This is a genomic window from Bacillus sp. LM 4-2 (assembly GCF_000978495.1).
Lineage (GTDB): Bacteria > Bacillota > Bacilli > Bacillales > Bacillaceae > Bacillus > Bacillus subtilis.
This window is the reverse complement of record NZ_CP011101.1, coordinates 792,918-805,130: the sequence shown is the minus strand read 5'-3', so window position 1 is coordinate 805,130 and position 12,213 is coordinate 792,918. Positions and strand designations below refer to the sequence as shown.

The following is a 12,213-nucleotide window of genomic DNA, read 5'->3' as shown; positions in this document are numbered from 1 at the left end:
TTGTATCAATCAGCCAAACGGCGCTCATCATCAAGACTGATGATGTTCATCATTGCACTGATTATTTTTATATTTGGGCTTGGGCTGAATCTTTCAGTAGGAGCCTCAGACATCGGCATCATAGATTCATTGAAATATCTTTTTGTATGGGACGGTTCAAAGGAACAGCTCATCATCTCTACTCTTCGCCTTCCCCGCACATTAATCGGCGTTTTTGTCGGCGCCAGCCTAGCTGTAGCAGGGGCGCTGATGCAGGCTATGACCAGAAACCCTCTGGCTTCACCCCAAATTTTCGGTGTGAATGCGGGTGCATCGCTTTTTGTCGTTGCTTCTCTCGTCATTCTGCCGGCATCGCCCTATTCATCTGTTATATTCGCTTTTGCGGGTGCGGCAGCAGGCGGCGCGATTGTGTATATGATTGCCTCATCCGGCGGAATGACACCTGTCAAGCTGGCGCTGTCAGGAATGGCCGTGCACTTGTTCCTCTCCTCTATGACACAGGCCATCATTATTTTAAATGAGTCAGGTGAGGATGTTCTGTACTGGATGACAGGCGCAATCGACGGCAGCAACTGGCAGGACGTCATAACCATCGCTCCGTTTTCTGTCATTGGCATCGGGCTTGCCCTCGTATTTTCCGGTTCTGTTTCTGTTCTCGGTCTCGGAGACGAAACAGCAAAAGGGCTTGGACAAAATATGAACGGCATCCGGATTCTGATCAGTTTGATTATTTTAATCCTTTCCGGCGCTTCCGTAGCCGTCGCCGGGCCGATTGGCTTTGTCGGGCTGCTCGTCCCGCATATTGTCCGCAAGCTGATCGGAGAACATTATCAATACGTGCTTCCGTTTTCGGCACTGTTCGGTGCCATTTTGCTGGTGTACGCAGATGTTCTGGCCAGATGGATTGCATTTCCTTATGAATCACCGGTCGGCATTGTCACCGCGATTATCGGAACGCCGTTTTTCTTATATTTGGCAAGGAAAGGGCGACATCTGAAATGAAGAAAACAACCAGAAAACAAAAACGCCCCTTGCTGGCGATACTCATATTGGCCGTGATTTTGATCGTTCTGTCCGTCATCAGCATTGGAATCGGTGCATTATACATTTCACCTGATGCGGTAGTGACGAATCTGCTGGGATTGGATCATTCCTTTGAATTTATCATCCAGCAATATCGTCTGCCCCGCATCATATTAGCGATTTTGGCCGGTGCTGGGCTTGCCGCTGCCGGAGCGATTTTACAGGGTGTGATCCGAAATCCGCTCGCTTCCCCAGACGTTGTCGGCATTTCAAAAGGCTCCGGACTTGCGGCGATGGCTGTGATTCTCATCTTTCCTGAGTCGCCGGTATACGTGCTTCCGTTCTCCGCATTTGCCGGAGCCGCCATTATTGCTGTACTATTATTAATGATAGCCCGAAAAAAGAGCATTCAGCCCTCTTCACTGGCTTTATCAGGCATTGCTTTAGGCGCGGTCTGCCACGCCGGAATGCAATATATGATGGTCAAGTTTCCAGGCGACGTGAATGCTGCACTCATTTGGCTGACAGGAAGCCTCTGGGGAAGAAACTGGGAAGAAGTCAAGCTGCTTGCGCCATGGCTTTTGATTCTTTTTCCGATCGTCTGCATACTCATACCGAAGCTGGATCTTATGTCACTCGGGGATGAGCTTGCACAGGGTCTCGGAGAAAACGCAAACCGGCTGAGATTCATCCTGATTTTCACCGCGGTGGCGCTGGCGGGAAGCTGTGTAGCCGTCGTCGGCTCAATCGGTTTTATCGGCTTGCTTGCTCCGCATATCGCCAGACGGCTTACCGGAGAAAAAGCTAAATATTTACTGCCTGCATCGGCATTGATTGGTGCTATTATATTATTAATTGCAGATACGTTAGGGCGCGGCATCATGCCTCCGGTTGAAATACCTGCCGGAATACTGACAGCCGTGATCGGCGCGCCTTATTTCTTATATTTATTGAAATTCGAAGCGAGGAAACAGTAGGGAGAGGATACCATGGGAAAACTGGCTGCAGACCAGCTCACTCTTTCATATGACAGTACAGTGATTATTGACGGAGTCGACTTAAAGATAGAAGAAGGAAAAATCACTGCGCTCATCGGCGCTAATGGCTGCGGTAAATCAACAATCCTCAAATCGCTCGCCAGGCTGATGGCCCCGAAAAGCGGTACAGTGCTACTAGAAGGAAAAGACATCCACCGCCAGCCATCAAAAGAAGTCGCAAAAAAACTGGCCATTCTTCCACAATCTCCTCAGGCCCCTGAAGGATTGACGGTAGAGGAGTTATGCTATTTTGGCAGACATCCTCACAAAAAGCTGTTATCCAAGCATACCCAAGAGGATCATGACATGGTAGAGTGGGCGCTGGAAGCAACGGGCATGATTGAACTGAAGGATCGGACACTTGATGCCCTCTCAGGCGGCCAAAGACAAAGAGCCTGGATTTCCATGGCACTTGCGCAAGGCACTGATTTGCTTTTGCTTGATGAGCCGACCACGTATTTAGACATCTCACATCAGATTGAAGTGCTTGAACTGCTGAAAAAGCTGAACCGCGACCATGGCCGCACCGTTGTCATGGTGCTCCATGATTTAAACCAAGCCGCTCAATACGCTGACTATCTAATCAGTGTGCTGGACGGAAAAATATACAACGCCGGAACACCGGAAGATGTGTTCACCCAGCCATTTTTCCGTGAAGTCTTCGGCTTGGAATGCTGCATCATGAGAAGCCCGATCGACCAGAAGCCAATGTGCCTGCCGACGGGACTGTGCCCGAAATTACGGGCGAAATGAAAAGGAGAGGAGCCCCCTCTCCTTTTTTGTATGCCAGCTTACCTTTTGTATTTCCTCTCCTGTCCATGTTACAGTGGTGTCAACCAAGTGATAGGAGGATGAAAATGACAGCATCTCAGCAGCAAATTCAATTAGCAAGACGTCCACAAGGTATTCCTGTTCATGAAGACTTTCGCTTTGAAACCATTCCGGTTCCTGAACCCAAGCAAGGGGAAGTGCTTGTCAAAACGCTTTATGTATCGGTTGACCCTTATATGCGCGGCCGTATGCAGGATACGAAGTCATATGTTGAGCCGTTCGCCTTGGATAAAGCGCTTTCTGGCGGGGTTATCGCTGAAGTTGTGTCAGACGGGAATCATCTGAAAAAAGGCGATATCGTCATCGGAAATCTCAGCTGGCAGGAATTTTCCGCTGTGAGCGAGTCTGCCTTGCGAAAAATTGATACAAGCCTTGCTCCCGCTTCGGCCTATCTCGGCATTTTGGGAATGACCGGCTTAACAGCATACTTCGGATTGCTGGACATCGGACGCCCGAAGGAAGGCGAAACCGTGGTTGTCTCCGGAGCTGCTGGAGCCGTCGGTTCAACAGTCGGGCAAATTGCCAAAATCAAAGGCGCGCGAGTCGTCGGCATCGCGGGCTCTGATGAAAAAATCGACTATTTAAAACAGGAGCTTCAGTTTGACGAAGCCATCAATTACAAAACAGCGGATGATATCCAAAAAGCGCTTCAAAACGCTTGTCCTGACGGTGTCGATGTGTATTTTGACAATGTCGGCGGACCGATTTCAGACGCGGTGATGAATCTGCTCAATGAATTTGCCCGCATTCCGGTGTGCGGCGCCATTTCTTCCTATAACGCAAAAAGCGAAGCAGATGACATGGGCCCTCGTGTCCAATCAAAACTCATTAAAACGAAGTCGCTGATGCAAGGCTTTATCGTAAGCGACTACTCCGATCGTTTTTCTGAGGGAGCAAAACAGCTGGCCGAATGGCTGAAGGCTGGTAAACTCCATTACGAGGAAACCATCACAGAAGGCTTCGAAAACATTCCTGACGCGTTTCTCGGTTTATTTAAGGGAGAAAATAAAGGGAAACAGCTGATCAAGGTCAGTGATCCGAGCTGAATGAAGATGAAAACGGGAGGGCTTTTTGCCCTCCTTTTGTGTTTCGATGAGATCAGTTGCGAAGAATCAGCGTAAGAAAACCATCTTCATCAGGTTCCGTGTCTTCTAAAGTGAATCCTGCTGCTTGAAAGCAAGCTAAACTGATTCGATTGTCTTCTTCAATGCATGCCACCCATTCTCGCACGCTAGTAAAATCAGGTTCGGTCATCAGCTTTTGCAGTATCCGTTTTCCGTACCCTTGAAGCCGGTACAAAGGATTGACGATCAATCCAATATACGTCCGCTCCTCTCCGAACTCAATAACGACCATCCCTGCCGGCAGCTGTCCATCATACGCCATGATGACAGTATCGTGTTTATCTTTATTTACTCGTGCATACCACTCATCTAATGGCAGCATCCCTTCCATTCTCCGCCTGGTATCCTCATTCTCAAACCAGTGTTCAAGGATTTTCAGCTCTGGCTCCTGCATTACTTGAAACCTGTCTATTGAAGACATTTTCCCACCTCCGCGCAAAATCTTTTCTATTATTTTACAACAAAAAAAGGGCTCTTCGCCCTTCTTTTTATTTCGTCTTCAGTTTTCCGCCTGCATACACAGCTTCACTCAGTTCAACACCAAGCTTCTTCGCCATTTTTTTCAGCTTTGATTCCTCCAATTTCGTCACAAGGCTCAGCACGTTGCCTTCTTTTCCGGCCCGGCCTGTTCGTCCTGATCTGTGGACATAGCCATCTTCATCAGGAATATCAGCATGAATCACGTATGGCAGGTTTTCAATGTCTAAACCGCGTGCGGCAATGTCAGTCGCCAATAAAAGAGGAAACTCTCCGTCTTCGAATGCGGCAATGATTTTTGCCCGCTCCATTTTTTTCGCTTCACTGTGCAAAACGCCGAGTTCAACGTGGTGATATGCCAGTTTTTCCGCATATACACTCAGGTTGCCGATGTCTCTCACAAATACGAGTGCCTGCATGCCTTGAAGTCTAGACAGCTTTTGCAGCAGCTTCACTTTGTCGCGCTGGTCGCAAATCAGGTATTGATGCTTCACTTTCCCTGCCTCCGCCTTGCTTCGCTGCACCTTCAACACCTCAGGCTCTTGCGCCAATTCGCGGAGCACATCCTCTGTTTCCTTTTTAAGCGTGGCAGAGAAACATAGAAGCTGGCGGTCTCTTAATGTCGTTTTAATAATTTGTTTGATCGTCTCGCGATGCTCCGGCAGGATAAGCTGATCCGCTTCATCAAGTACAATCGTTTTCACTTCATGCATTTTGAGTTTCTTCGCTTTAATCAGTTCAAACACCCTGCCCGGCGTGCCGACGATGATATGCGGATGTTTCTTCAGCTTTTCGACCTGCTTCTTCACATTCGCCCCGCCGATTAAGGAAGCCGCGCACAGCTCTGAGCCCGCTTTCCAATCCTGAATCACCTGAAAAATCTGCATGACCAGCTCACGGGAAGGCGCTAAAATCACCGCCTGCGGATGCTTTTGCTCTGGTTTGATCCGCTCCAAGACCGGCAGCGCATACGCCAGCGTCTTCCCTGTGCCTGTCGGCGATTCTGCAATGACATCCTTTCCGTCTATGATCAGCTGGGCTGCCTGCTCTTGAACAGGGGTTGGCGTTTGAAAGCCGGAAGCATTCCAATTCTCTTGTATAAATGATTGTGCATTATGTAAAAATGGCCAAGTTTGCGTCATTTTGTTCTCCTCAATTCCTGAAATCTATTCCATAGTATCTCAAAACCTCGCCCGGAACGCAATTTTTCTTTTTCTTTCCTATACCTTTCAACATTCCGAATCCTCCTTTATAATCAAAAGGGTGAATATTACACGCCGATTGTGCGTGTTTGATAACGATAGAGGTGTAAACATGAGTATTTTGTCTGTAAAGGATTTAAGCCACGGCTTCGGGGATCGGGCCATTTTTAATAACGTTTCCTTCCGCCTGTTAAAAGGCGAGCACGTCGGCTTGATCGGCGCAAACGGTGAAGGAAAATCAACCTTCATGAATATTATTACCGGAAAGCTTGAACCTGATGAGGGAAAAGTCGAATGGTCAAAAAATGTCCGTGTCGGATACCTTGATCAGCATACCGTGCTGGAAAAAGGAAAATCTATTCGCGACGTCCTGAAAGACGCATTCCATTATTTATTTGCGATGGAAGAGGAAATGAACGAGATTTACAACAAAATGGGCGAGGCTGATCCCGACGAGCTCGAGAAGCTGCTTGAAGAAGTCGGCGTCATTCAAGACGCGCTGACAAACAATGATTTTTATGTCATTGATTCCAAGGTGGAAGAAATCGCCCGCGGTCTCGGTTTGAGCGATATCGGTTTAGAGCGGGATGTCACCGATTTGAGCGGCGGACAGCGCACAAAGGTCCTTCTCGCTAAGCTTCTCCTTGAAAAGCCGGAAATTCTGCTTCTCGATGAGCCGACCAACTATCTTGATGAACAGCATATTGAATGGCTGAAACGCTACCTGCAGGAATACGAGAACGCGTTCATCCTGATTTCCCACGATATTCCGTTCTTGAATAGTGTCATCAACCTGATTTATCACGTTGAAAATCAAGAGCTGACACGCTATGTCGGCGACTACCATCAGTTTATGGAAGTCTACGAGGTGAAGAAACAGCAGCTTGAAGCGGCCTACAAAAAGCAGCAGCAGGAAGTCGCGGAGCTGAAGGATTTCGTTGCCCGCAACAAAGCGCGTGTCAGCACGAGAAACATGGCGATGTCCCGCCAAAAGAAACTCGATAAGATGGATATGATCGAGCTTGCGGCAGAAAAGCCAAAGCCGGAATTCCACTTTAAGCCGGCGAGAACGTCAGGCAAGCTGATTTTTGAGACGAAGGATCTCGTGATCGGTTACGATTCCCCGCTGTCCCGTCCGCTCAACCTCCGCATGGAACGCGGCCAAAAAATCGCCCTTTACGGCGCAAACGGAATCGGAAAAACAACGTTGCTGAAAAGTTTGCTTGGTGAAATCCAGCCGCTCGAAGGCTCTGTTGAACGCGGTGATCACATCTATACCGGCTATTTCGAGCAAGAGGTCAAGGAAACAAACAACAATACGTGCATCGAAGAAGTATGGAGCGAATTCCCTTCTTATACCCAGTATGAAATCCGTGCCGCACTGGCAAAATGCGGACTGACGACAAAGCATATCGAAAGCCGCGTCTCCGTATTAAGCGGAGGCGAAAAAGCGAAAGTCAGATTGTGCAAGCTAATCAACTCAGAAACAAACCTGCTGGTGCTCGATGAGCCGACAAACCACTTGGATGTCGATGCCAAGGAAGAGCTCAAGCGCGCCCTGAAAGAATACAAAGGCTCCATTCTGCTCATTTCCCACGAGCCAGACTTTTATATGGATATTGCGACAGAAACGTGGAACTGCGAGTCTTGGACGACGAAAGTGCTTTAATTTATAAAAAAACCCGCCTGCTAAAGGGCGGGTTTTTTACTGCCATTTATTCTGAACGATTCTCAAAAGCTCTCTGTCTTTTAAAATGAGCTGCAATGGAGATGTGAATTCATCAAGTGTCAGCTCTCTTTTGGCAGACAGCTCATAGTCTTCCTCATCAGCCCATGCGGTGAACCATTCAACCGAAAAGCTGTTTTTCATGACGCTGTGTATATAATGATAGAGCACCTGTAAACACTTCTGATCATATTCGTCAGGCTTTGCCTTATCCATGGCAAACGTCCCCTCTACAGCATGAACCATCACTTGAAATGGCAATCGTAAATGAACGGACACATTCTCAGCTTCTGCAAGATAAATCCCAGCCGCATCAATGTCTGACCGAAGCGGATGCCCTTTCCGCGAACGCCGTTCTTGCTGACCGAAAAAACCGGTTTCTAAAGGGAGTTTTCAGCCGAAAAATAGTAAAATTGTGTCATAAAGGTTGTCCTTTCCTTCACCAATTCGATTATGATGCATTATAACGAATAAAAAGACACTGCATCTTCGCAGTGTCTTTCGTTATTAATGTCCCGCCTTAATTCCAGCAAGATGTTTACGTCCCATGAGAAGGACAAGCATGCCGACAAAAACGACGATTCCGCCTACTGTATATGGTGTGCTTGCAGTAAAGTGTTCTGACAGCATTCCTGCAATCCACGGGGCGAGCGCGCCGCCGATGAAGCGGACTGAGCTGTAGGCTGAAGACGCGATTGAACGTTCAACCGGCGCAGAACCCATCACAGCGGTTGTCATGATCGTATTCACCATACCGAGGACAGCACCGGCGACAACGATACATGTAATAATCAAAGTCTGATGGTCTGTCCAGATCCCCATAATAACGAGAATGGCCGCAAAGGCGATAAAGAGAACGACGAGCGAACGCACTGTGCCCAGCGCTTTGTGCACGAGCGGCGCCGTAAAGACTGACGTAATCGCCAGCAGAAGGCCCCAGCCGAAGAAGACATATCCAAGACCGTGTTCATCTAAATCCAGAACGAACGGAGAATAAGCAAGCAAAATAAAAAATCCAAAGTTGTATAAGAATGCCGATACCGCCATTGTTAAAAGGCCTTTATATTTGAGCGCCTTCATCGCATCAAACACACCGACGCGTTTCGCCGGTTTCGGCAATTTCGGAAGCATGAATGAAATCGCGATTAACGCAATAAACATCAGGACAGATACTCCAAAAAACGGTGCGCGCCATGAAATGCTTCCAAGCTCTCCGCCTGCAAGCGGCCCGACGGAAATCCCGAGACCGAGCGCAGCCTCATACAAAATAATCGCTTGGGCGCTTCCTCCGACTGATACGCCGACGATGACCGCAAGCGCTGTTGAAATAAACAAAGCATTCCCTAATCCCCAGCCGCCGCGATAGCCGACTAACTGAGCGATTGAGCTTGAGCTGCCGCCAAGCCCCGCAAACACAATAATAAAAATAAGTCCGAGAATTAATGTCCATTTCGCGCCGATGCGGCTGGAAATGGCTCCTGAGAAAAACATCATAAATCCGGTTACAAGCAAATAACTTGTAAACAAGAGTGATACTTCACTAGGTGAAGCATGTAATTGTGCGGCAATGGCCGGAAGAATTGGATCAACCAGCCCGATTCCCATAAAGGAAATCACACAGGCAAACGCGACAGCCCATACTGCTTTTGGCTGGCTGAGCAAGCCTGTTTTCTGATTCACTTGTGTTGTCTTATCCATTTGACCTGACCTCCATCTTTATTCCATTAAAAGAAACGCTACAAAAATAGCGTTTGGCAAACTTTTCATTCGATTGATTGAATGGCACGTTCCGCTTTGCCTTTCATGCCCTGCAGGCGTTCTTTAAAGCTTTGAAATGTGCGGATTTTCTCATCAATCAAACTCAGCTGGTGATTCAGGGTTTCCTGAATTTCCTCCAGTTTTTCTTTCCGTTCTTTGGGATCCAGTGACAACAAATACCCCTCTTTGTTTAACTCTAGCTGGCGGCTGGTTTCCATGAAATGCTGAAGCTCCTGAAGGGAAAAACCGAGCACCTCTTTTGTGCTGATGACTTTCTCAAGCTCCTCCATATCATCCTCTGAATAAAGCCTTACGCCGCCGTCTGTCCGTTTCGGCGCCGGAATCAAGCCGATTTCTTCATAAAACCGGATGGTCCGCTTTGTCAGTCCGCTTCTTTTGGCCACTTGATCAATCTTCATCCATTCCAAGGTAAATCCCCCTTCGCCGTTTCTGTTACCATTATACACCTTTTGACCCTTAACGTAAACGTTAAGTTTTAAAAAACAATAAAAAAGACGAGCAGCATAAAGCACCCGTCTTTCACTTTCCTGTTTAAGCTAAACTTCCCGCCACTGACAGAGACTCTTTTTGAAGGCTTTCAGAAAGCACTCGATACGCGATCACTTTCTTCTTGTACTGTTTCACGACGTCGATATGGTCGTCATAGCGGTACACGAACAGCTTCACGTCTTTGTTTCCTTTTTTTGTATCTATCACCAGCGGCGTGCCGCCGTTTTCCGGATGTAAATAACGCTCTTCATCACCTGGATAGATATAATATTTTTCCAGGAAGATAGCTTCGTTAAATTGATCAATCACTTTCTGCTTCTCTGTACCCTTGAGACGTTTTCCATCTAGAGAGAGACTCGCATTTTCGCCACTAAGCTTGGCGTGCACTTCAAATTTGCTGAGCAGCCATTCTATGACGCCTGTAGGAAGACAGGTTAATACGATTTTCACCAGACTCATGAGAATTAACATCACGATCGCCCATGTCATACTTCATCATCTCCGTTAGTTTTCCATGTGCCGCTGACACACAATTTTATCCTAACATAAGCAAGCCGGTTCGTTTTTGTCCATTATGTGAAAAAAAGCGCGGCCTGCTGCGGCCACGCTTTTTAGTTTTCCAGTTCTTCGATCATGAGGGACAATTCTGTCCAGCGGTCCATCGCAGCCTCAAGCTCTTCCGCAGTTTTCGCCTGCTCGGCCATCAGCTCTTGGATTTTGCCAAAATCACTGCCTGCTGCGGCGATGTCAGCTTCGAGCTGTTCATGCTTTTCTTCCAGCTGGGCAATTTTATCTTCGATGCCGTCCCATTCCAGCTGGTCTTTGTAAGAAAGCTTTTTCCGTTTTTTCTTCGGCTCGGCTTCAGCCGTTTTTTCCTCAGCTGCCGGTTTTGGGACCACTTTTTTCGCTTTTGACTCCTCCATATAGTCGCTGTAGGAGCCTTGAAAGCGGGAAATGACGCCATTTCCTTCAAATACAATCAAACGGTCGACGACGCGGTCAAGGAAATAGCGGTCATGGGATACGGTGATGACGACGCCAGGGAACTGGTCAATATAATCCTCAAGAACGCTTAATGTTTCAGTATCCAAATCGTTCGTCGGCTCATCGAGAAACAGGACATTCGGCTCCTGCATGAGAACCTGAAGCAAGTATAAACGGCGTTTTTCCCCGCCGGACAGCTTGCGGATATACGTCTGCTGCATCGAACGCGGGAAGAGGAAACGCTCGAGCATTTGTTCAGCTGTAATCATATCGCCATCTGCCGTTTTTACGACCTCCGCCGTTTCTTTTATATAGTCAATGACCTTTAACTCACCGTTCATTTCACTATGATCCTGAGTATAGTAGCCGATTCTGACCGTCTGTCCGATCGTAATATCGCCTCCGTCCGGCGTATGACGGCCGGCAAGGGCATTTAACAGCGTTGTTTTCCCGATGCCGTTCGGCCCGATGATCCCGATCCGTTCACCTGGTATGACAAGTTCATTAAAACGGTCGACGAGCATGCGGCCGTCATAAGCGATCATGACGTTCTCCGCTTCAATAACCTGTTTTCCGAGACGGTGCGAGCCAATGGCAAAATCGAGTGAACCTGATGACTGAGGGCCTTTCTGCTCTTTAAGCGTCTCTACCCGGTCAATTCTCGCCTTTTGTTTTGTTGAGCGGGCTTTCGCTCCCCGTCTGAGCCAGGCCAGCTCGCGGCGCAGCAGGTTTTGCCGCTTCGTTTCCTTTTGCTCAGCCTGCGCTTCCCGTTCCGCGCGTTTTTCTAAAAACACTTCATAGTTGCCTTTGTACGTGTAGAGGCTGCCTCTTTCAAGCTCATAAATGCGGTTGGTGACACGGTTTAAGAAATATCTATCGTGCGTCACCAGCATGACGGCGCCGGGATATTGGCTTAAATACCCTTCAAGCCACTCAATCGTTTCATTATCCAAATGGTTTGTCGGCTCGTCCAAAATGAGCAGATCAGCGGGCTGAATTAAGTTTTTGGCAATGGCTACCCGTTTTTTCTGGCCGCCTGAGAGCTCATTGACCGGTTTTGTTACGTCGTTGACGCCCAGCTTAGACAATACGGTTTTTGCCAAGGTGTTTGCATCCCATGCATTGTTTGCGTCCATTTTCGCTTGTGCTGCCAGCAGGTGTTTCTGGCGCTGTTCATTTTCGGGATCTTTCCCCAGTTCATACAGCGCTTTTTCATATTCACGCAAGGTTTTCATCACAGCCGATTCACCGGAATAGATATGCTCCAGCACTGTTTGCCCCGCAGGCAGCTCCGGGTCTTGATGAAGAAATTCGACCTGCACGCTTCCGGATTTCGTGATTTCTCCTTCTTCGATAGATTCCAAGCCGGCAATCACTTTCAGCAGCGTTGATTTTCCTGTTCCGTTCGGCCCGATTAATCCGATTCTCTCATTCTCTTCAATATGAAAGGAGATATGGTCAAATAATGTTTTATCTCCGTATGTTTTATAAAGATTTTCCGCTTTTAATATGCTCATGGTTCCTATCAATCCTCACGTAAG

General features: G+C 47.9%; 11 protein-coding genes and 1 pseudogene. 5 read left to right on the top strand and 7 right to left on the bottom strand.

Translation table 11 applies throughout. The features are described from left to right. The 4 genes from fecD (at position 1) to bslm_RS04005 (ending at position 3,937) form a co-directional block, all read left to right on the top strand. On the top strand, positions 1-1,002 hold the full coding sequence (gene fecD, locus bslm_RS04020; RefSeq protein ID WP_033883245.1) for a Fe(3+) dicitrate ABC transporter permease FecD: 1,002 nt from the start codon (positions 1-3) through the stop codon (positions 1,000-1,002). Next, positions 999-2,000 (top strand): Fe(3+)-citrate ABC transporter permease YfmE, encoded by a 1,002-nt coding sequence (yfmE, locus tag bslm_RS04015; protein ID WP_003243506.1) that lies wholly within the window; start codon positions 999-1,001, stop codon positions 1,998-2,000. The genes fecD and yfmE overlap by 4 nt, the downstream gene beginning before the upstream one ends. A 12-nt stretch (positions 2,001-2,012) precedes the next feature. Further along, on the top strand, positions 2,013-2,813 hold the full coding sequence (gene yfmF, locus bslm_RS04010; protein ID WP_003233737.1) for a Fe(3+)-citrate ABC transporter ATP-binding protein YfmF: 801 nt from the start codon (positions 2,013-2,015) through the stop codon (positions 2,811-2,813). A gap of 104 nt (positions 2,814-2,917) precedes the next feature. Then, positions 2,918-3,937, top strand: a complete 1,020-nt coding sequence (locus bslm_RS04005; protein WP_033883243.1) for an NADP-dependent oxidoreductase — start codon at positions 2,918-2,920, stop codon at positions 3,935-3,937. Between the two features lie 52 nt (positions 3,938-3,989). Here bslm_RS04005 and bslm_RS04000 read toward each other — a convergent pair whose 3' ends face one another. Both bslm_RS04000 and bslm_RS03995 read right to left on the bottom strand, forming a co-directional pair. After that, the gene (locus tag bslm_RS04000; protein ID WP_038428593.1) at positions 3,990-4,436 is read right to left on the bottom strand and encodes a GNAT family N-acetyltransferase; all 447 of its coding nucleotides are present in this window, start codon (positions 4,434-4,436) and stop codon (positions 3,990-3,992) included. A 67-nt stretch (positions 4,437-4,503) separates the two neighbouring features. Beyond that, positions 4,504-5,634 (bottom strand): DEAD/DEAH box helicase, encoded by a 1,131-nt coding sequence (locus bslm_RS03995; protein ID WP_038428592.1) that lies wholly within the window; start codon positions 5,632-5,634, stop codon positions 4,504-4,506. 172 nt (positions 5,635-5,806) lie between these two features. On the opposite strand from bslm_RS03995, the gene bslm_RS03990 reads away from it, so the two are divergent. Beyond that, positions 5,807-7,363, top strand: a complete 1,557-nt coding sequence (locus bslm_RS03990) for an ABC-F family ATP-binding cassette domain-containing protein (protein WP_038428590.1) — start codon at positions 5,807-5,809, stop codon at positions 7,361-7,363. 119 nt (positions 7,364-7,482) lie between these two features. On the opposite strand, the pseudogene bslm_RS20440 reads toward bslm_RS03990, so the two are convergent. From bslm_RS20440 to bslm_RS03965, 5 genes and pseudogenes are all read right to left on the bottom strand, one after another. Continuing rightward, positions 7,483-7,636: pseudogene (locus bslm_RS20440) on the bottom strand (hypothetical protein). A 291-nt stretch (positions 7,637-7,927) separates the two neighbouring features. Next, complete coding sequence (locus bslm_RS03980; protein WP_003233759.1) at positions 7,928-9,118, bottom strand: MFS transporter; 1,191 nt, start codon at positions 9,116-9,118, stop codon at positions 7,928-7,930. A 65-nt stretch (positions 9,119-9,183) separates the two neighbouring features. After that, complete coding sequence (locus tag bslm_RS03975) at positions 9,184-9,606, bottom strand: MerR family transcriptional regulator (protein WP_014479143.1); 423 nt, start codon at positions 9,604-9,606, stop codon at positions 9,184-9,186. Between the two features lie 124 nt (positions 9,607-9,730). Next, on the bottom strand, positions 9,731-10,177 hold the full coding sequence (locus tag bslm_RS03970) for a YfmQ family protein (RefSeq protein ID WP_038428587.1): 447 nt from the start codon (positions 10,175-10,177) through the stop codon (positions 9,731-9,733). Between the two features lie 122 nt (positions 10,178-10,299). Then, complete coding sequence (locus bslm_RS03965) at positions 10,300-12,189, bottom strand: ABC-F family ATP-binding cassette domain-containing protein (RefSeq protein ID WP_038428586.1); 1,890 nt, start codon at positions 12,187-12,189, stop codon at positions 10,300-10,302. Positions 12,190-12,213: the final 24 nt, after the last annotated feature.

Coding starts and splice junctions, on each gene's coding strand:
- yfmE (WP_003243506.1), top strand. CDS start 999: ATGAAGAAAACAACCAGAAAACAAAAACGCCCCTTGCTGGCGATACTC.
- yfmF (WP_003233737.1), top strand. CDS start 2,013: ATGGGAAAACTGGCTGCAGACCAGCTCACTCTTTCATATGACAGTACA.
- bslm_RS04005 (WP_033883243.1), top strand. CDS start 2,918: ATGACAGCATCTCAGCAGCAAATTCAATTAGCAAGACGTCCACAAGGT.
- bslm_RS04000 (WP_038428593.1), bottom strand. CDS start 4,436: ATGTCTTCAATAGACAGGTTTCAAGTAATGCAGGAGCCAGAGCTGAAA.
- bslm_RS03995 (WP_038428592.1), bottom strand. CDS start 5,634: ATGACGCAAACTTGGCCATTTTTACATAATGCACAATCATTTATACAA.
- bslm_RS03990 (WP_038428590.1), top strand. CDS start 5,807: ATGAGTATTTTGTCTGTAAAGGATTTAAGCCACGGCTTCGGGGATCGG.
- bslm_RS03980 (WP_003233759.1), bottom strand. CDS start 9,118: ATGGATAAGACAACACAAGTGAATCAGAAAACAGGCTTGCTCAGCCAG.
- bslm_RS03970 (WP_038428587.1), bottom strand. CDS start 10,177: ATGACATGGGCGATCGTGATGTTAATTCTCATGAGTCTGGTGAAAATC.
- bslm_RS03965 (WP_038428586.1), bottom strand. CDS start 12,189: ATGAGCATATTAAAAGCGGAAAATCTTTATAAAACATACGGAGATAAA.